The following is a 19,429-nucleotide window of genomic DNA, read 5'->3' on the forward strand; positions in this document are numbered from 1 at the left end:
AACGGGGGTCGACGGCATGACCGTCAGGCAGGGGGCCGGAGTGTTCTGGCGCTGGTGGACCGCCGGCACGACCAGTTCGGTCGGGTCGGCGGTCGGCGCGGTGGCGCTGCCGCTGACCGCCCTGACCGTGCTGGACGCGTCCGCGTTCGAGATGGGTCTGATCGCCGCCGCGAGCTACGTCGCCTGGTTGGTGGTCGGGCTGCCCGCCGGCGTCATCGTGCAGCGGCTGCCGCTGCGCGGCGCCCAGGTCGGCGCCGACCTCGCCCGCGCCGTGGCGGTGGCGTCCATCCCCGTCGCCTGGTGGTGGGGCTGGCTGACCGTCGCCCAACTGGTCGTCGTGGCGCTGGTTGTCAGCTTCGCCAACGTGCTCTTCGACGTCGCCAACGCCACCTTCCTGCCGGCCATCGTCGGCCGGGAGCAGTTGCATGCCCGCAACAGCCTCACCTCCGCCACGCACGCCGCCACCCAGCTCAGCGGCCCCGCCCTGGGCGGGCTCGCGGTGCAGGCGCTCGGCGCGGTGCCGACGGTGCTGGTCAACGCGGCCAGCTACCTGGTCTCGGCCGCGCTGCTGCGCTCGCTGCCGGCCCGGCGGGTCGACGCCCCGGACCGGTGGCCCCCGCTGGCCGAGATGATCGGTGAGGGCTGGCGCTACGTGACGCGCCACCCGGTGATGGGGCCGACCATGTGGACGGCCACGGCGGTGAACTTCGTCTGCGGCGCCCAACTCGCCGTCTACCCGTTCTACCTGGTCCGGGAGCTGCACGCGCCGGCCGCGCTGGTCGGCGTCCTGCTGGCCGTGGAGGGCGTCGGGTCGTTGGTGGGCGCCACGCTGACCCCGTGGATCGCCCGGCGGTGGGGCACGGCCCGCTCCCTCGTGGTGGCCTGCCTGGTCGCCGTCGGCGGCGCGTTCGCCGTCCCGGTGGGTGTCGGCTGGCCGGCGTACCTTGCCTTCACGGTCGGCAACGTGGCCTTCGCCGGCGGCGTGGTGGTGCTCAGCGTGACCACCCGCACCTACCGGCAGACCGCGAGCCCACCGGAGCTGCTCTCCCGGGTGATGGCCACGGTCCGGTTCGTCTCCTGGGGCGCCATCCCGGTCGGCGGGCTGGTCGCCGGCGCCCTCGCCGGGCTGGTCGGTGCCCGGGTCACCCTCTTCGCCTTCGCCGGGGCGGCAGTGCTGGCCCCGCTGGCCCTGCTCCTCTCCCCCGTCCGCAGTCTGCGCGACCTGACCGACCTGGCGGTCGACGGACCGACCGCGCGGGAGCACGTGGCAGCCGCGCCCTGACGTCGCCGCGCCCCCGCCGTACTGTTTCTGCCCTACCGAGCGGTGGGCGACACCTCGACGCCGGGTTCCTCAGCCATCCGCGACGACACGGCGATGACGAACACGAGTGGCACGATCAGCAGTGCCGGTGACCACGCGGACAGGTGTACAGCCACCAGGGCACCGACAGCGGCGCCGCTCATCAGGGCCGCCAGGACCTGAGCCTTGGGCCGCAAGCCACGCCAAGGGGTCCGAGCGGCAACACCGGCGATCAGGCTCGTGAGCGTGCCTGTCAGGTATGTGGAGGAGAGGCCCGGTACGCCGAACCGCTGGATGGCACTGCTCTGCACGCCCAGCGCCGCTGCCGACAGCATCAGGAGAGCAAGATCGACGTGCTCCGAGCGGTTGGCAGGGTTGAGCTCCCAGACGACGAGAAAGACGACGAACACCAGGAGTTCCAGGACGAGCGCCCGGGTGACCCGACCCGGCCAGACGGGGTCGCCCGGCTGCGCCGAACCGGCGAGTCGGGCTCCCGCGAGGACTCCGGCGATGAAGCTGACGATGGCGCAGCCTGACGTCAGGGCCAGATCTGCTTCGCCTCTGCCCGCGGAGAGCCCGAGCAGGACCATGTTGCCCGTCATCACGCTCGAGAAGGCGCCACCCAGGGAGAGGAAGCCAACGGCGTCGGCGCAGCCGGTCAGGAACGTGAGCACGACAACGAGGGCTTGCCTTCGCTTCAGGAGATCCGGGTTTCCTCTCGCTGTGACGCGGAAGCGCATGACGCGGGGCTTTGTTCTCAACACTGTCGGCTATCCTCCACAAATTGTTCTTCGTATACACTTCGGCTGGACGTTCATGGAGAGGCGATCAGGTGGCTGAAGACCTGCGGGACAAGCTCGGTGCTCAACACCTGCCGCTACGCGACCAGGTCCTCGCCGCCCTACGGACCGCCATCATCAATGGCGACTACCCTCCCGGTGAGCGGCTGACCGAGGACCGGTTGGCCGAGGACTTCGGCGTCTCGCGCAACCCGGTCCGGGAGGCACTGCGCGTCGCAGAGGCAGAGGGTTTCGTCGTGATCCTGCCCAGACGAGGGGCGGTTGTCGCCTCCCCCAGCAGCGGAACCATCGCCGACATGTTCGCCGTGCGCGAGCGCCTGGAGGCGCTGGCCGCCCGGCTGGCGGCCGAGCGGGCGACGGCGGCGGACGTGGCCGCCCTGAGGGCGCTGCTGGAGCAGGGCCGCGAGGCGACGGAGCAGCAGGATCTGCGGCGGGTCGCCGAACTGAACACGGCCCTGCACCTGCGCATCCTCCGGATCAGCGGAAACCCCTGGCTGTCATCGATCGCCAAGGCGCTGTACCTCCATGTGCAATGGGTCTTCCGGCTGGGAGCCGCGGAACGAGCACCCCACTCGTGGAGCGAGCACATTCAGCTGGTGGACGCCATCGAGTCGGGTGACGGTGAGCGAGCCGAGCAAGCCGCGCTCTCCCACCTTGACGCGGCATCCGCGGCCGCCTACGAGAACGCCGAAGGCGGGTACGGAGCCCACTAGTGGTCAACGGCCGCAGGCATAGCCCTGCATGCCCCGCGGGTTCGCCCCGGCCCCGAGCACACCCGTAGCCGGGTCGCGGGTCACGGCGCAGAGCCGGCCGAGGCTCCACGAGCCGGAGAGCCGTACCTCATGCCCGTACGCGCGCAGTGCCGCCAGGACATCCTCGTCCAGGCGGTCCTCCATCACGAGGACGGCGGGCTCGAAGTCGCGCGGGTAGAACGACGCCGGCAGGCTGGTGGTGTGCCACATGGGCGCGTCGATGGCCTCCTGCAGGGCCCGACCTCCCGCGAGATGACGAAGCAGGAACAGCAGTTGCCATTGATCCTGCTGGTCGCCGCCGGGGGTGCCGCACGCCAGTACGGGCGCGCCGTCGCGGTGCACCATCGTCGGGCTCAGGGTGGTACGGGGTCGGCGCCCTGGGGCAAGCGATGAGGCGAGACCTTCCTCGAGCCAGAACATCTGGAGTCGGCTGCCGAGGGGGAAGCCGAGGTCCGGAATGGTGGGAGAGCTCTGCAGCCAGCCGCCGCTCGGGGTGGCGGAGATCATGTTGCCCCAGCGGTCGACCACGTCGACGTGACAGGTGTCGCCGCGGGTCACGCCGTCCGGCTTCACCGTCGGCTCGCCCGTCGTGGGATCCACCACGTCGGCCCGACGTCCGGCACTCCGTTGGGCATGGGCAGGGAGGCGGGGTTCCGCTCCATCGGGACGCCCCGGTCGTAGCTCCGCCGACGCCCGTCCTCCGATCAGACCTGCCCGCTCCCGCGCGTACTCCCTGGAGAGGAGCGCCTTCACGGGCACGTCGATGCCATCGCCGTACCAGGCCTCGCGGTCGGCGAAAGCGAGCTTGAGCGCTTCGGCCTGGGCGTGGATCCCGCGAGCGGTTGACGGGTCGTACGCGTGGGGGTCGTCGAGCGCGTCGAGGACCGACAGCGTCTCCAGCAGCACCGGGCCCTGGCCCCAGAAACCGGTCTTCGCCACCGAGTAGCCGTTCCAGTCGAGGGTTACCGGCTCCTCCCAGGTCGCAGAGTAGGCAGCCAGGTCCGCGCCGGTGACGAGGCCGGCGTGGGGACGCCCGCTGGAGTCCCGGAACGATTCCCGAGAGAACCGGTCGATCGCCTCGGCGACGAAACCTTCACCCCAGGCACGACGTGCGGCGTCGATCTGCGCCTCGCGGTCGGAGCCGCCTGCCTGTCCGGCCTTGACCAGTCTTTGAAGAGTCCGCGCGTAGGCCGGGTTGGCGAACATCTCGCCCGCCGCCGGCGGCTTGCCGTTGCGCAGCCAGAGCTCCGCAGAGGTCTGCCAGTGCTCCTCGAACAGCGATTGCACGGCTGCCACGGTGTCGCCGACCCTGCCGATCAGCGGATGGCCGGCGCCGGCGTATCCGATCGCCGGCTCCAGCACCTCCTCCAGGAAGAGCGTGCCGTGGTCCCGCAGCAGGAGGAGCCAGGCGTCCACGGCACCGGGCACGGCCGCCGCGAGCGGGCCGGATCCCGGGATCAGGTCCATCCCGAGGGACCGGAAGTGCTCGATGGTGGCACCGGCGGGCGCGGGCCCCTGCCCACACAGCACCTTCGGGGCCGGGTCCTGGGCCGTCGCGACGATGGCGGGCACCTCACCGGCTGGCCCGTTGAGGTGTGGTTCCACGACGTGCAGGACGAACCCGGCGGTGACGGCCGCGTCGAAGGCGTTCCCACCGCGCTCGAGGACCCCCATGGCGGCCTGGCTCGCGAGCCAGTGCGTCGAGGACACCATCCCGAAGGTTCCCTGCAGGGTGGGCCTGGTCGTGAACGTCATGAAAGCACCTCACTGTTGTCAGCGGTCCGGACGTCAGGCCGGGTGCCGTCCGGCTGAACCAGGTGGCACGCGGCCTTCCCACCACCGACCTCAACCTGCGCCGGCACCTCCGTCGCGCACCTGTCGAACGCGAGCGGGCACCGGGTGCGGAAGCGGCAGCCGGAGGGAGGGTCCAGGGCGGACGGCAGGTCGTCGCCGAGCAGGACCGGCTGACGCTGCCGTTGGCGGACCGGGTCGGCCACCGGTGCGGCCGCCAGCAGCGCCTGTGTGTAGGGATGGGCGGGTCGCGTGAAGATCTGCTCACGCGAGCCCGTCTCGACGAGTTGCCCGAGGTACATGACGGCGATCTCGTCCGCCAGGTACTCCACCGCGGACAGGTCGTGGGTGATGAAGAGGCAGGCGAACCCGATGTCCCGCTGCAGGTCGGCCAGGAGGTTGAGCACCGACGCCTGCACCGACACGTCGAGCGCGCTCGTGGGTTCGTCCGCGATGAGCAGCGTTGGCTCGGAGATCAGCGCCCGGGCGATGCTGACCCGTTGGCGTTGCCCTCCGGAGAGCTCATGGGGATAGCGGCGCGCCACTTCGGCCCGCAGGCCCACCCTCCCGAGTTCCGTGGCGACGCGCGCCTCCCGGTCGCGTCGCGAGATCCGCTCACCCGACAGACGCAACGGCTCAGCCACCACGTCGCCCACCAGCATGCGCGGGTCCAGCGAGCCGGCGGGGTCCTGGAAGACGATGGACACCTCACTTCGGTGCCGGCGTAGCTGTCGCCGGGACAGGTGCGTGACATCGGTCCCGCCTATCCTGACCACGCCGGCGGTGGGCTCCACGAGCCTCACCACGCACCGGCCCACCGTCGACTTCCCGGAGCCGCTCTCGCCCACCAGCGCCGTGACCCGGCCCTTCGGAATGGCGAGAGACACACCGTCCACAGCTCGCACCGGCCCGAAGTGCATCACCAGGTCCTCGAGTTCGAGGGCGTTCGGCTGCGGCGTCATAGGTCCGTCTCCTGAGGCTGCGTCCGAGGTGCCGGGCAGGGGTGCCAACATGCCGCGAGGTGGTCCTTCGCCGCGAGCGCGCCTCCGGTCCCGACCACCTCGAGGGGCGGGGCGGACTCACGGCACTGCGAGTCGGCGGCCGGGCACCGGTCCGCGAACGTGCACGCGTCGGGCTGGCTTGACAGGACGGGCACGAGGCCGGGGATCTCCTGCAGCCGCGCGGTGCCGGCATGCTTTCCCGGGGTCGGTGAGGCCGACAGCAGCCCGGCCGTGTACCGGTGCAACGGATGTGCGAACAGGTCGGTGACCTGCGCCCGTTCCACCACCCGCCCGGCGTACATGACGACGACGCGGTCCGCGACGTCGGCGATCACGCCGAGGTCGTGCGTGATGATGAGGATGGTCGTGCCCAGCCTGTCGCGCAGGTCGCGGAGCACCTGGAGGATGCCGGCCTGGACCGTGACGTCCAAGGCGGTGGTGGGTTCGTCGGCCACCAGCACCTTCGGGCCGCAGGCCACCGCCATCGCGATCATCACCCGCTGGCGCATGCCTCCGGAGAGCTGATGCGGGTAGTTGTCGACACGTTTCGAGGCGGACGGGATCCCGACGAGCGACAGCAACTCCACGGCCCGCGCCCGGGCGGCCGGCCTGGACATCCGCTCGTGAACCTGCAGCACCTCACCGATCTGGCGCCCGACGGTGAGCACCGGGTTCAAGGACGTCATCGGTTCCTGGAAGATGTAGGCGATCTCCTTACCGCGCACTCGGCGCAGCACCGACTCCCGGGTACCGACCAGCTCGGTTCCCCTCAGCCGCACCGAACCGGAGATCCGGGCGCTGCTCGGCAGCAGGCCCGCGATGCTCATCGCGGTGACGCTCTTGCCGCAGCCTGACTCGCCCACCATGCCGACGATCTCCCCGGGGGCGAGATCCAGACTTACCCGGTCGACCGCCGAGACCGTCCCGCCCTCGGTCGTGAACGAGACCGAAAGATCGCGTATCTCCAGCACGGGTGCGCCGAGCACGGAGGAGGCGGCGCCCGGGCTTTCCACCGTGGTCATCACCGGTCTCCCTTCGGGTCGAGGGCGTCACGAAGGGCGTCACCGAAGACGTTGAACGCCAGCGCCAGGATCATGATCACCACACCAGGGAAGATCGCTGCCCACGGGGCGCGGGCGGCGAACTGCTGAGCAGTGGCCAGCATGGTTCCCAGGCTGGGGGCCGGGGGCTGAATGCCGAGGCCGAGGAACGACAGCACCGCCTCTCCCAGGATCGCCGCCGGGATCGCGACCGTGGCCTGCACCAGGATCACCGACGTGGCATTGGGCAGGATGTGCCGGGCGAGCACCCACAGGTCGCTCGCACCGTCCACGACGGCCGCGGCGACGAAGTCCAGCGACTTGAGCCGCAGCGTGTCCGAGCGCACCACGCGGATCACCCCCGGGATCTGCGCGATCCCGATGGCCACGGCGGCGTTGCCGAGGCTGGCGCCCCGGATGGCGGCCAACCCCACTGCCATGATCAGGAACGGGAACGCGAGCAGGAGGTCGGTGAACCGTGAGATCACCGCGTCCCATGCCCGGAAATAGCCCGCCGCGAGCCCGAGCGGCACGCCGATGATCAGAGAGGTGGCCACCGCCAGGAGTCCCACCTCGAGGGACGCTCGTGCCCCCAGCATGATGCGGGACAGGACGTCACGGCCCAGGTCGTCGGTTCCCAGGACGTGTCCGGGAGTGCCCGGAGGCGAGAACGTGTGCCCAAAGTCGGTCTGCTCGACGGAATAGGGGGCGATCCAGGGCGACAGCAGGGCGACGACGGCCGCGAGCGCCAGCACGACGAAGCTCACCACGGCGAGAGGGTTCCTTCTCAACCGTCTGAGGACCCGGGTGCGCCGAGTGAGGCTGGCGGGCCCGGCTTCCGCCATCGGAACGGTGAGGACGGTCATGCCGGATCCCCCGTCACACGAATTCGTGGGTCGATGACCGAGTAGAGCAGGTCAACGAAGAAATTGATCACGATGTAGGCCATCGCGGTGAGCAGGACGACAGCCTGGATCACCGGGTAGTCCCGCTGGAACACCGCATCGATGGTCATCTTGCCGAAGCCCGGGAGTCCGAAGATCTGCTCGGTGACGACCGCGCCGGATATCAGGCCTCCGAGTTGGAGGCCCACGATCGTCACCACCACGATGAGGCTGTTCCGGAGAGCATGCCGGGTGATGACCGCTCGCGGCCGAAGCCCCTTCGCCTTCGCCGTACGCACGTAGTCCGAGGAGAGCGAGTCCAACATCGCGGATCGCGTCTGTCGCATGATGATGGCGGCGAGCCCCGTGCCGAGAATCACGGCCGGCAGGACGATGTGGTGCAGGTTGTCCACCGGATCCTGCAGGAGCGGCACGAAACCGGAGGCCGGAAACAGCCCCGTCGCCACGGAGAGGTAGAGGATCGCGAGCAGTCCGAGCCAGAAGTGCGGCACCGACAGACCCACCAGTGCCAGTCCGTTGGCCAACCACTCCGCCGGGTGCCCGCGGCGTACCGCCGCGAGCACACCGGCGCCGACGCCCAGCACCGCGGCGATGAGGATCGCCAGGACGGAGAGCTCGGCCGTCACGGGCAGGGCGGTCGTGAGCATCGACGAAACCGGCGTCCCGGTTCGGATCGAGACCCCGAAGTCCCCTTGCACAGCGCGTTCCACGTACTGCGCGAACTGGAGTGGCAGCGGCTGGTCCAGCCCGTAGTGGTGACGGATGGCCTCCAGCGCCTCGGGCGACCGGTCCTCTCCTGCCAGTGCGAGCGCCGGGTCCCCAGGCAGGGCCCGCACACCGAGGAACACCACGACGGTCGACAACAACAGGGTCAGCGCTGACTGCCAGGCGCGCCTGAGTAGGTAGCGGATCACGAGGACCTACTTGGTGAACCCGGCGAAGGCCGCTCGGATCACGCCGTCCGGGAAGACCTGCAGGCCCTGCACCTTCTTGGAGACGGCGGTCAGGTTCCGCTGCCGGTAGAGGTAGATCAGCGCGTCATCCTGCTGAAGGATCGTCACCGCCTGCCCGTACAGCTTCTTGCGCGCCTCGACGTCGTTCGACTGACGAGCCTCGGTCAGCACGGCATCGAGCTGGGCATTGCTGTAGCCCGAGACGTTCTGGCTGCCGCCGGTACCGACGAAGTTCGTGATGTTGGCATCCGGGTCGATCCGCCCGCTCCAGCCCAGCTGCAGCAACTCGAAGTTGCCGCGGTCCTGCTCGTCGAGCAGGGAGGAGTACTCCACCGGATTGATCTTCAGGTCGAATCCGCCCTCCTTGACCATGGCCTGCAGCGCCTGCGCGAGACGCAATGTGTCGGGCGTGTTCGACGCGAGCATTGTCACCGGGTACGGCGTCGGAACACCCGCTTCGGCGAGCAGCTGCTTGGCCTTGGCGGGATCGTGCGCCGGGCACGTCTGCGCCTCCGGGGACGAGAACGGGCTGGCGGGAGAGATCGGCGAGCAGGCGACACCGAAGAGCCCGTTGAAGACCGCTTGGACCAGGGCCTTCCGATCGATCGCGTACTCGAAGGCCTGTCGGACCTTGGCGTTCTTCGCGATGGGGCGGTCGATGGGCTTGGGCGGTGTCCCGACGCCGTCGACGTTGCCGATGTTGAAGGTGAGGCCCTGGTACCCGAGAGACTGCGACTGCAGGACGGAGACAGCGGCGTCCGCTCGCAACGAGCCGACATCCTGGGTGGAGATGCTGTCGGCGACCTGGGCGTCGCCGGAGCGCAGGTTGGCAGCGCGGATGCTCGCGTCGCTGAGAATGTGCCACGAGATGGCGTCGAGGTGGACCTTGCCAGCGTCGTAGAAGTTGGGGTCCTTTACGACGTCGATGGAGTTCTGCGGCACCCGCTTGGCGAACTTGAAGGGTCCGACGCAGACCGGCGCCGAGGCGAAGTTCTCTCCCAGGCTGCCCAGCGCCTTCGGGCTCATGATCATTCCGGCGCGGTCCGCCAACGCTCCGACCAGGGGTGCGAACGGCTGCTTCAGGTGAACGACGACCGTCTGGGGATCAGGCGTGTCGACGCTCTCGATGGGACCGAGTTCGCTCTTGCGCGCCGACCTGGGGAGGGTCAGGTGTCGTTGCAGGGTGGCCTTCACCGCGGCGGAGTCGAACTGGGTTCCGTCCGCGAAGCGTGCGCCCTGACGCAGCGGGATGGTGACCGTCCTACCGTCGCTGCTGATGGCGGGGAGGGCGGTCGCGAGCTGCGGCACGACCTGCGCCTGCTCGTTCACGTCGTAGAGCTTCTGGCACATCGCCTGGAAGACGTAGCGCGAGTAGAGGCTCCGCGACAGGCTCGGGTCCAGGGCGTCGGGCTCCGCGGAGAGGGCGATGACCAGCTTGCCGCCTTGCTTCACCGCAGCGGGGTCGGCCGGCGTGCCGAAGGAATCCTGGCTTGCGGACTGGTTCCCGTCGGACTGGCCGCCGCCCCCGTTGTCCGACACCGGTGAGCAGGCCACGACGGTGCAGGCAACAACGACCGCCGCCACCGCGGCCCGGAGTGGAGCGAGCCTCCCCGGGCTCGTTTCGCTGAAGAAGAGGTTCGTCATTGGGAGCTCCTCAAGTGGGCGATTCGGGGAGCGTATGTTGTATACGATGCATGGCGCAAGGGATCTCCAGGTAGCCGCCGCACGGCCGCACATACGAAGATCATGGATAGACCCGGCCCGTGATCCGGGTCGGCCAGCTGGCAGACATCCAGTCAGCAGTGACCGGCGGGGTCGGGCCGAGGGATGACGGTGACGCCGCTGCGCCACCGTCATCGGACCCCGACTAGTGCGAGAAGGTGATGATCTGGGCGGTGCCCGGCGCGACGGTCACCGTCGACGAGGTGTGCTCGACCGGGACGGCGGTGGACTGTGCCGTACCGGCGGCAGTTCCCGCCGGCGTCACGGTGCGGTCGCCGAGGGTGATGCGACCGGCGTCCAGCGAGGCGAATCCCTCCGGCGCCGAACTCCGCAGCGTCACCTGCTGTCCCGTGCGGTACGACGATGGCAGCTGGAGGGTCACCGCGTCGTAGGCGCTCTCCGCCCTGGCCGGGTCCTGGACGTTGATGAGCACCACCGTCAGCGTGCCGTTCAGACCCATGACGGCGTACGCCCGGAGCTTGTCCAGGTCGGCGTCGGCGAGGTCCAGGTCGACGAACCGCCCCTGCGGCACCTGCCGGAACGCCCAGATGCCGTAGTACAGCGGAGTCGCCGACAGCTCGTTCGCGTCGAGCGCCGACTGGTCCGCCGCGCAGAAGGCGCCGTAGTAGCGGTAGGAGATCGGGTAGTCGGCGGAGTCGCGGGGCTGGAAGTCGCCGCAGATCGCTGCGGTGTTGGTGTGGAACTGCAGCCTGTCGACACCGCTCTGGGCCGCCTGGAGCAGGTAGTCCAGCGACCACAGGGAGGTGGCGTAGGAGTTGCTCACTTCCGGCATCCCGCTGCACGAGGCGGAGTTCGACTCGTTCAGCGTCATCGGGATCGTGCCGGGCAGCCGGTCGCCGACCGCCATGATGCCCGCAAGCTTGCTCCGGGTGTTCGTGTACGTGAGGGGGGACATCAGCTGATCGATGGTCACCCGGGACGAGCCGCAGTGGCTCCACGGATACCAGTGGGAGGCGAGTTCCGAGAGCACCTGCTGCGGGTTGGTGGCCTCGTCGGCCAGCGCCGCGGTCACGAACCCGTCCAGCCTGGTGTTGGTCTTCGCCGTGTTGGCCGATGGAGCGATCACCTTCAGGCGCGCCTGCGGCAGTGCCCGGTCGATGGCGGCTTGATACTGCTTGGCCGTCTCCCACATCTCGGCATCGGTCAGCGTGGTGACGTTGTCGTACTCGTTGCCCAACTCCACGCCCAGCAGGTCCCCGCCCAGGGTCTCGTAGGCGGCCGCCACCTCGGCGACCACCTGGTCGAGACTCACGTCGGGGGACGGGTCCCGCGCCGGATTCTTGATCTTGGAGGGGTCGATGACCGTCTTCAGCGGCGCGCCGAGGGTCACCTTCCAGCCCGTGTCGTCCAGCAACTGCTTGAGGCCGTTCAGGTCTGACTGGTCGACGGTGCCGCCGATCGCCTGCGGCGGAGCCGGCGCGTCACTCCACGCACCGAAGGCCGGCCACACCAGGTCCATCGAGTAGCCACCGAGTCGGATCACGCCATGGGGCCCGAGGGTCCGCAGCCGCTCGGCCATCCGCTCCCTCGTCAGGAAGCCGTGCGCGAAGTCCGCCGACTCCACCGAGAAGCCCTGGAACTCGTCGCCGAGCCGCGCGTTCTGCCCGTTCACGGTGGCGGTGAGGGTGAGGCTTGCAGTCGGGGGAAGGGCGTCGTCGGCGGCGGCTCGCATGCCGCTCCCGGCCGCCACCAGCCCGGCCGCCAGCACGCCGGCGACCAGCGACCGTCGCAGGAGGCGACGTCGGCGAACGGCGGCAGACGTCGCGGTTCGGGCTCCGCGATCCGGCTCGACAGGTGGGCTTGCGGTTTGAGCACTCATGCGCACTGGTTCTCCCTTGCAGCTGTGACCTCTCGCCGGGCCTCTCACCCCTGAGCGGGCGGGACCGGGCGTACGGCCGCGCAACATCGGCCCGAGATCGTCCGAACTGGTGGCGGTGCAATCGTTTGCTGCGTGATGGCAAGTCCAGCACCAGCGGTACGACTGGGCAAGGATTCACACCGATGAAACAAGTTTCAGCCGGACAGGGGCACCTGTCCACGCTGCGCGGCGTACAGGTCGGCGACGGACGGCGCGACCCGTGATCGGCGAGCAGCGATTCGAGGTCGCCGGAGAAATCGCGGGACAGGCCACTGCTGGTGTCCTCGACGCCCTGCACGCCGACGGTCACGCTGCGCGGCGCCACATCGGCGATCGTGACCGCGTACGGTCGGCCGTTCGTGATCCTGACGTTCCAATGCGCCATCCGCGCGCCGAAGAGGGGGCCCGACGCGGCGGAACCACCCACCCGCCCGTTGTTCTCGAGCGTGATGTCCGTCCGCGCGTTCTCGAAGGGCAGGGCGCGGTGGGTGTCGAACGTCCCCTCCGCCATGCGCCCCCGGCGGTAGACGTTCCCGGCCGAGAGCCCCTCGAGGTTGAGACCGTGATGGATGGCGCCGGAGGGAACGGGGACGCTGAACCGCTCGATCTCGAAGTCTTCCACGAGGTTGTCGTTGGACTGCATGCGGCAGGCGAAGCTGTGGTGGGCGGCCCGCCCGCCGACGGTCACGTCCGTGATGCTGATCGACTTGGCTGACGTGAGCCCGAACCCGAGGTCGCAGTTTTCGACGCGTACGTCCCGCGCCCAGCAGTCGTGGACCGCTTGGAAGCACACCCCGTTCGAGCCCGGGTGCCGGTTGTGGGCGGTCTGGGGGACGAGCTCGTTCCTGACCGTGAGGTGCTCGACGCCGGCGTCCCGCACGGTGGGGCCGATCGCGCGCAGCCGCGCCGGCCAGCCGGGCCGAAGGTCGTACTTGAGTGGCTGTGCCAGCCGGACGAGGCGCTCGCCGAGCACCGCTTCGACCCGCACGGGCCATTGCAGCGTCGCGTACTGCACGTACTGCCCGCCGGATCCCGTCACCAGTTGGGGCGCCCCGCGTGGCCAGTCGTAGTCCCGGGTCCCGGGAACGTCGCCGGCGAGGTGCTTCAGCAGGCCGGCGTCCGGCGGGTTCTGGCACTCCAGGACGACCATGTCACCGGGAGTCAGCCGGCTCGTGCCGGACACGACAAGGGTCCGCTGTCCGCGGGATGCGGCACCGACCTCGGCGAGCACGTCACCGAGCAGCCACCCCTCGGTCCCGGCGTAGTCCTCCGCCTCCGACCGGGCGCGGCGCTCGGGCGAGACGAACCAGATCTGCCCGCCGGTCCAGGACCAGCGGCTGTTGCCGTTGGACTGGCGGTTCGGCCGGTAGCCGTCGTCAAGGGTGCGCGCGAAATGCAGCACGGTGGAGTCCCGACCGACCCCGCGGAGCACCACTCCGGACCAGTGCATCCAGACCGGCCCGGACAGCGTGTAGGTCCCCGGCGGGACCAGCACGACGCCCCCACCGTGCTCGCCCGCCTGTCGTACGGCCGCATTGAACGCTGCCGTGCAGTCTGTCCCGTCGGGACGGGCGCCGAAGTCGGTGACCTTCGTGACCACCGAGGGCGTCGGCGGCCGCTCGCCGAGCCGGTAGCCGGCGGCCGACACGTCCGGCACGAGTGGATGACAGCCGGGGGCCTCCCGCCATTGTTCGAGGAGGTCAGCGGAGGCGTCCCTCGGCTGCGAGACGGCGTCCACCGCTGCGCCCGGGCCGGGCGAGCGGCGCCGGCCAGGGTTGTGGCGACGGTGGTGGCCGCCCCCAAGCCGAAGAGCCCTCGTCGGCTGATGGCGGGATGCGTGATCGGCGGCATGGCGTTTCCTCCGAGCCCTCGTCGCGTACGGAAAGCCTTGAAACCGTTTGCGGTCCGACGTTCACGACACCAAACACCTGGGCCAGCGGTCAATGCGTTCGAAGACTGAAACTTGTTTCATCCCACCGAATGCATTGACTGATGTACCAGCCGTTTGCTGGCATCAGGGGAACCGCAAACGGTTTCAGGAAGCTGCGCTGCTCCGGACGCACGCAGGCGCCTGACGAACCGGAACCCGTCCATCCCGGCACCAACGCGAGGACGTAGTCATGAGGATCCGCCTTCCCGGACCGATCACCGCCTGCCTGTCCGCCCTCGCCGTCGCGCTGGCGATGGTGCTGGTCGCGCCCGCCCACGGCGCCGGCGCGGCCGAAACGGGGATCCGTTTCACGTCGCCGAGCGGCAGCCTGCTCGGCGGCACCGTGGATCTCGAGGTCGACGCTCCGCCGGATACCACGGCCGTACGGTTCTACCTGGACGACGTCCAGCTGTCCGAGCTGACCGACGTGTATGCGCGGCAGACCAGGACCACCCCGGTCTGGGCGACCGCCACCGACGCGGCCTGGTTTCCGACCGGCTCACACACGCTGAAGGCCGAAGCGGACACCCCGTCGGGCACGCTCACGGCGACCAGGCGGGTCGTGACCGAGGCGCCACCGGCCGGCCCCGGAGTCCAGCACCTCGACGGCGGGTGGCAGTTCGCGACCGCCGCGGAACTGCCCGAGGGCGCCCTGGCGGGGACGGTACCGCCGGCGGTGCGGCCGGAGTACGACACCGGCGCCTGGCCGACCATCGTCGTACCCGACTCGTTCGGGGCCGTGCGGGCGAAGTGGAACGACGACAACGGCGTGGTCGGCGTCTACCGCCGGACCGTCGACCTCGACGCGCCCGATCCGGGTGAACGCACCGCCCTGGCCTTCGAATCGTGCTTCTGGACCTGCAGGTACTTCGTCAACGGCGTGGACGTGGGCAGCAGCACCGGCGGGTACCTGCCCACCCGGCTCGACCTGACCGGGGCGGTACGGCCGGGTACGAACACGATCGCGGTCGTGATCGACAACCGGGTCTCGACCATGGGCGAGTACGCCCGTCCGGTCCAGGGCCTGTACTGGAACTGGGGTGGCCTGCTCCAGCAGGTACGCCTGGAGCGCACGCCCGCTGTGGCGCTGACCGAGACCCGGGCCGAGGGAACGGCGGACGGGCAGCTGACCCTGCGCCCGACCGGCGTCAACGCCACCACGTCCCCCCGGCAGGTGACCGCGCTGCTGACCGTCGAAGGGCCGGACGGCTCACGCGTGCTCGGCCCGCAGCAGGTGCACACCACCGTGCCCGCCGGCGGCGGAGCCGCCACCCCGATCGAGCTCGACGTCCCCCGACCCGCCCTCTGGGACCTCGACCACCCCAACCTCTACAAAGTGCGCCTTCGTCCGCTGGGCGACGCCGCCTGGCAGGAACTCGTCGAGCAGACCGGCTTCCGCACCGTCGCCGTCCACGGCCTCGACCTGCTGCTCAACGGCAAGCCGATCCAGGACCTGCCCGGCTTCAACCGGCACGCCGACTACCCCGGACTGGGTCGCACCCAACCGGACGGGCTGGCCGACCGCGAGATCAAGACACTGCACGACAAGGGCTTCCGGATCTTCCGGCCCGCCCACTACCCCACCACCCCGGCCGAGCTGCATGCCGCCGACAAGTACGGCCTGCTGGTCATCGAGGAGATCAACAACATCAGCTCACAGCCGGGCACCTTCCTCGGCAGGTCGGAGGTGCAGGAGTTCGGCAAGCGGACGCTGGCCCGGATGGTCGCCCGGGACCGTAGCCACCCGAGCCTGTTCGCCTGGTCCGTCGGCAACGAGAACGCCACCGAGACCGACGGGGCCGTCGACTACGTCCGCGACGTCATCGGCTACGGGCGCAGCATCGATCCGACCCGGCTCTACACCCAGGTCTCCCACCGGCACACCCGCGACCGGGCCTACCCCTACCAGGACTTCTTCGCGACCAACTACTACGCCGGCTGGTACTCCACGCTGGAGAGCCTGACCTCGCACCTGGACGCGTTGCAGAAGATGACCGGGCAGCCGATCCTGCTGAGCGAGTACGGGGCGGAAGCGGTCCACCAGCGGGACGGGGTGGGTCGCGGGACCGAGTTCTACCAGGCCTCCCTGATCGACGAGCACAACCGGCTGTTGAACAACCGGCCGCACCTCATCGGCAAGATGTACTGGACCTCGACCGAGTTCTGGTGCACTCCGACGTGGGGATCCGGACAGAACCCGGAACCGGTGCCGCCCTTCCACACCAAGGGGCTCGACACCTACCACCGGTCCCACAAACTCGGCTGGCGGGTGATGTTCTCGCCGGTGCGGATCGCCCGGGCCAGCGTCCTCGCAGCGCCTCTGGACCAGCCGGGAACGCTGCACCAGCGGGTGACGATCGTGGACGCGCTCGGCCACGGCGGCCACGGCACGGTCGTGGTCGAACCCCCGCCGGGCTTCGCCGCGCAGCCGGTGCCCTTCACGGTGCCCGCCGGCGGCGAAACCACGGTCGACGTCACGCTGACCGGGACACTCACCGCCGACCACCTCTCCTCGGTCGGGTTCGTGCGGGCCGTCGTCGACGCCGACACCGAAGCCCTGCCGGCGCCGTTCACCGTGCGCAGCAGCGACACCGTCACCAGCCCGGCAGGTGACGACTTCGACTCCGGCACGCTGGACTCCGGCTGGCAGATCATCCGGCCGGACGGCTCCGGCTGGAGTCTCCAGGACCGGCCCGGCTCGCTCCGGCTGTCGACCCTCGCCGGTGGCGAGACGGTGCCGGCGGCGACGGCCGGAACCTGTTCGTGCGCACCGACACGCCGCAGGCCGATTTCAGCGCCACCGCCACGCTCGACGCGCCGCAACTGTCCGCGGACTTCCAGCAGGTCGGGCTCTACGCGTACGTCGACGACGACAACTATGTGAAGGCCGACCTCGGCTGGGTCGACGGGCGACGCGCACTGGAGTTCCTGGCCGAGTCGGGCGGAAAGATCGGCAGCCGACTGTCGATCCCGTACGGCGGACAGTCCGCGCACCTACGGCTGGTGCGCCGGGGCGCGGACGTCGCCGCGGAGTATTCGAGCGACGGCCGGGACTGGTACCCGCTGGGCACCGCGAGCCTCGGCGGGTCGCCGAAGGTGGCGGTGCAGGCCGTCGGGGGCGGCGCCGCACCACCGGTTGTCCCGACATACGTCGACGACCTCACCGTCCTGACCTCCGGGCACGTCTCGGTGCAGGGCCTGATGCTCCCCGACCAGCCGTTGTTCACGGGCGAGGCGGGGCAGGTCGGGATCACCGTCGCCAACGGCACCGACCATCCGGTCTCCGTCGACGCCCGCCTGGCCGTCCCCGCGGGCTGGGTGTCGGGGGCGACCTCGCAAGCGGTGCCGGCGTTCGCGAAGGTCACCATCCCGGTCTCCGTGACCCCCGCGCAGGCGCCGCAGGTGGCGACCCTCGCCACGGCGGTGACGGCGACCGACTCGCCGGTGTACGGCCGGCCGGAGGCACGAGCGGTGACCGCGCCGCGGGGTGACCAGGTGCGGCTCGCGCTCGATGCCGGCACCGCGAACAGCCCGCTGTTGCCGACGTACCGCCGGTTGTCGCCCTCCGACGGCTGGGATCCGGCCAGGGGCTACGGCTGGATCGGCACCCCGCCGCAGTCCCGCGACCGCGGCGGACCGGACAGCCTGCGCCGGGACATCGTGACCGACCGCGCGGCCGCCACCCTGCGACTCGACGTACCGGCCGGCAGCCACGACGTCCACCTCCTCGTCGGCGACGCCAGCTTCGCCGCCGACCCGATGACGGTGTCCAGCGAGGGCCGCACGCTCGCCCACCTGGACAGCCCGTCGCCGACCGGCGAGTTCCGCTGGCTCACGTTCCCGATCGACGGGGGGCCGAACGGCCGCACGGTCGACCTGACCCTCGCCGCGGACAACGCCGGCCAGTACTGGCGGTTCGCCGCACTCGCCATGTCCTGATCCCGACCACGGAACATGTCCTGATCCGACCACGAAAGGCGTACGCGCATGAGGAATCGTCCCGCCCGCGGCGTCGCCGCCGCTGTGGCGCTGGTGGTGCTCGCCTGTCCCGGCGTGAGCTTCGCCGAGTCCCCCGGTACGGCGACGGGCCCGGTCCACGCGTCGGTACGGCTCGACCCACGGCCCATGGTCGGCGGCGGGTCCGTCCCCGCACACTTCGTCGGCTTCAGTGTCGAGTGGTCCCTGATCGAGCGGTACATGGGACCGACCGCCCGGCCGGCCTTCGCCAACCTGCTGGGCAACCTGGGGACCGGCGTGCTGCGGATCGGTGGGTCGTCGCAGGACGTCATGCCCTTCGACGCGACCGCGGTCAACACCAATGAGGTGATAACCCCGGAGGACCTCGCCGACATCCGCGCGACCCTCGACGCCGCGAACGCCGACCACATCGCGGGCGACGGCACGCCGAACTGGGGTGTCATCCTCGGCACCGCCATGTCGCCGCCCACCGCCCAGCGGCCGTGGCGGGTCCCGGAGCACGCCCGGGCCTTCGTCACACAGGGGGTCGGACCGGCGTTCGCGGGGGCTGACGAGGACGTGGCCGCCGTCTCGCTCGGCAACGAGCCGGACCTCTCCTACCGCTATGACCTGCAGCAGTACCTGGGCGACTTCGCCGCCTTCTCCGGCGCGAACGCCACCCGGCCGTACCCGATCGTCACCCCGAACACGAGCGAACCCATCGCGCCCTGGACCAGCATCGCCAACCGCAGCGTGGAAACGCGCTTCTTCTGGGACTGGCCGGCCATCCTGGACGCCACCGCCCCGGCGACGAAGGCGAACGCCGGCGCGTTCGGGGCCTGGGCCGCTGATCACTTCTACCCACTGGCCCGCACGTGCGCCACGGACCCGTACCGCTGCCCGACGATCCCGGCGCTGCTCTCCGACGAGCGGTCGGCCAACTTCAACTACCAGGTGTACACGCACGCCAACGAGGCGGCCCGCCGCGGCCTGGGCTACCGGGTCGAGGAGCTGAACACCGCCGCGGGGCGGGGCGCGCACGGTGTCAGTGACGTCGCCGCCAGCGCCGTCTGGGCGCTCGACACGATGTTCAACGCGGCGTGCCCGCAGCCGCCGCACGCCCCGTCGGTCAACGCGGAGTGCGGCACCGGCGCCATCGGGGTGAACTTCCACAACGCCGAGGTGCGGGCCTTCTTCCACCCGGAGGAGGGCAACGGCTACTACAACGCGATCAACTTCGACCCGTCGGCGGCAATGGGCGCGCCGACCCCGGCGCCCGAGTACTACGCACTGCTGCTGTTCGCTCGGCTCGCGCAGGGCACGACCGGGCTCCGGCCGATGCCCGTGGCGGTCAACGCACCGCAGGGCGGGCAGGTGAAGGCCTGGCGCGTCGACGGCG

13 protein-coding genes and 1 pseudogene are annotated in these 19,429 nt (G+C 70.3%); 5 read left to right on the forward strand and 9 right to left on the reverse strand.

The genetic code is table 11. From position 1 onward, the window contains the following. Positions 1-16 precede the first annotated feature (16 nt). Positions 17-1,282, forward strand: a complete 1,266-nt coding sequence (locus tag JNW87_RS04900) for an MFS transporter (RefSeq protein WP_109803821.1) — start codon at positions 17-19, stop codon at positions 1,280-1,282. Positions 1,283-1,314: 32 nt separating this feature from the next. Here JNW87_RS04900 and JNW87_RS04905 read toward each other — a convergent pair whose 3' ends face one another. Next, positions 1,315-1,974 carry a YoaK family protein gene (locus tag JNW87_RS04905; RefSeq protein ID WP_161557940.1) on the reverse strand — a complete coding sequence of 220 codons (660 nt, stop codon included), beginning with the start codon at positions 1,972-1,974 and terminating at the stop codon, positions 1,315-1,317. Between the two features lie 158 nt (positions 1,975-2,132). Here JNW87_RS04905 and JNW87_RS04910 point away from each other — a divergent pair, with 158 nt between their 5' ends. Continuing rightward, positions 2,133-2,813, forward strand: a complete 681-nt coding sequence (locus JNW87_RS04910) for a GntR family transcriptional regulator (protein ID WP_236648201.1) — start codon at positions 2,133-2,135, stop codon at positions 2,811-2,813. 3 nt (positions 2,814-2,816) lie between these two features. On the opposite strand, the gene JNW87_RS04915 is transcribed toward JNW87_RS04910, so the two are convergent. The 7 genes from JNW87_RS04915 to JNW87_RS04945 form a co-directional block, all read right to left on the reverse strand. Continuing rightward, positions 2,817-4,607, reverse strand: coding sequence for a gamma-glutamyltransferase family protein (locus JNW87_RS04915; protein ID WP_238453190.1), 1,791 nt, complete (start codon positions 4,605-4,607; stop codon positions 2,817-2,819). Beyond that, positions 4,604-5,605: an ABC transporter ATP-binding protein gene (locus JNW87_RS04920; protein WP_109803825.1), complete on the reverse strand. Its 1,002-nt coding sequence runs from the start codon at positions 5,603-5,605 to the stop codon at positions 4,604-4,606. Before JNW87_RS04920 ends, JNW87_RS04915 begins: the two co-directional genes overlap by 4 nt. Then, on the reverse strand, positions 5,602-6,666 hold the full coding sequence (locus JNW87_RS04925) for an ABC transporter ATP-binding protein (RefSeq protein WP_109803826.1): 1,065 nt from the start codon (positions 6,664-6,666) through the stop codon (positions 5,602-5,604). Before JNW87_RS04925 ends, JNW87_RS04920 begins: the two co-directional genes overlap by 4 nt. Then, the gene (locus JNW87_RS04930; protein ID WP_109803827.1) at positions 6,666-7,550 is read right to left on the reverse strand and encodes an ABC transporter permease; all 885 of its coding nucleotides are present in this window, start codon (positions 7,548-7,550) and stop codon (positions 6,666-6,668) included. The genes JNW87_RS04925 and JNW87_RS04930 overlap by 1 nt, the downstream gene beginning before the upstream one ends. Further along, positions 7,547-8,503, reverse strand: coding sequence for an ABC transporter permease (locus tag JNW87_RS04935; protein ID WP_109803828.1), 957 nt, complete (start codon positions 8,501-8,503; stop codon positions 7,547-7,549). The genes JNW87_RS04930 and JNW87_RS04935 overlap by 4 nt, the downstream gene beginning before the upstream one ends. A 6-nt stretch (positions 8,504-8,509) precedes the next feature. Continuing rightward, positions 8,510-10,186 carry an ABC transporter substrate-binding protein gene (locus JNW87_RS04940; RefSeq protein ID WP_238453191.1) on the reverse strand — a complete coding sequence of 559 codons (1,677 nt, stop codon included), beginning with the start codon at positions 10,184-10,186 and terminating at the stop codon, positions 8,510-8,512. Positions 10,187-10,409: 223 nt separating this feature from the next. Continuing rightward, positions 10,410-11,993: a hypothetical protein gene (locus JNW87_RS04945; protein ID WP_109803830.1), complete on the reverse strand. Its 1,584-nt coding sequence runs from the start codon at positions 11,991-11,993 to the stop codon at positions 10,410-10,412. A gap of 370 nt (positions 11,994-12,363) precedes the next feature. Between JNW87_RS04945 and JNW87_RS04950 the strand changes: the two genes are divergently transcribed. After that, positions 12,364-12,858 (forward strand): hypothetical protein, encoded by a 495-nt coding sequence (locus tag JNW87_RS04950; protein WP_238453192.1) that lies wholly within the window; start codon positions 12,364-12,366, stop codon positions 12,856-12,858. 639 nt (positions 12,859-13,497) lie between these two features. Here JNW87_RS04950 and JNW87_RS41325 read toward each other — a convergent pair. Next, a pseudogene (locus tag JNW87_RS41325) lies at positions 13,498-13,881 on the reverse strand (glycosyl hydrolase family 28-related protein); the annotation flags it as partial. A 382-nt stretch (positions 13,882-14,263) separates the two neighbouring features. Between JNW87_RS41325 and JNW87_RS04955 the strand changes: the two are divergent. Both JNW87_RS04955 and JNW87_RS04960 read left to right on the forward strand, forming a co-directional pair. Continuing rightward, positions 14,264-16,957: a glycoside hydrolase family 2 protein gene (locus JNW87_RS04955; RefSeq protein WP_238453193.1), complete on the forward strand. Its 2,694-nt coding sequence runs from the start codon at positions 14,264-14,266 to the stop codon at positions 16,955-16,957. After that, positions 16,897-18,012: a DUF1349 domain-containing protein gene (locus JNW87_RS04960; RefSeq protein ID WP_238453198.1), complete on the forward strand. Its 1,116-nt coding sequence runs from the start codon at positions 16,897-16,899 to the stop codon at positions 18,010-18,012. Before JNW87_RS04955 ends, JNW87_RS04960 begins: the two co-directional genes overlap by 61 nt. Positions 18,013-19,429 lie beyond the last annotated feature (1,417 nt).

The organism is Micromonospora sp. ATA51, from assembly GCF_016802855.1.
Classification (GTDB): Bacteria; Actinomycetota; Actinomycetes; order Mycobacteriales; family Micromonosporaceae; genus Micromonospora; species Micromonospora sicca.

Excerpts from the sequence above, each read along its gene's own strand:
- JNW87_RS04900 (WP_109803821.1), top strand. The coding sequence starts at position 17 with ATGACCGTCAGGCAGGGGGCCGGAGTGTTCTGGCGCTGGTGGACCGCC.
- JNW87_RS04915 (WP_238453190.1), bottom strand. The coding sequence starts at position 4,607 with ATGACGTTCACGACCAGGCCCACCCTGCAGGGAACCTTCGGGATGGTG.
- JNW87_RS04920 (WP_109803825.1), bottom strand. The coding sequence starts at position 5,605 with ATGACGCCGCAGCCGAACGCCCTCGAACTCGAGGACCTGGTGATGCAC.
- JNW87_RS04925 (WP_109803826.1), bottom strand. The coding sequence starts at position 6,666 with ATGACCACGGTGGAAAGCCCGGGCGCCGCCTCCTCCGTGCTCGGCGCA.
- JNW87_RS04930 (WP_109803827.1), bottom strand. The coding sequence starts at position 7,550 with ATGACCGTCCTCACCGTTCCGATGGCGGAAGCCGGGCCCGCCAGCCTC.
- JNW87_RS04940 (WP_238453191.1), bottom strand. The coding sequence starts at position 10,186 with ATGACGAACCTCTTCTTCAGCGAAACGAGCCCGGGGAGGCTCGCTCCA.
- JNW87_RS04955 (WP_238453193.1), top strand. The coding sequence starts at position 14,264 with ATGAGGATCCGCCTTCCCGGACCGATCACCGCCTGCCTGTCCGCCCTC.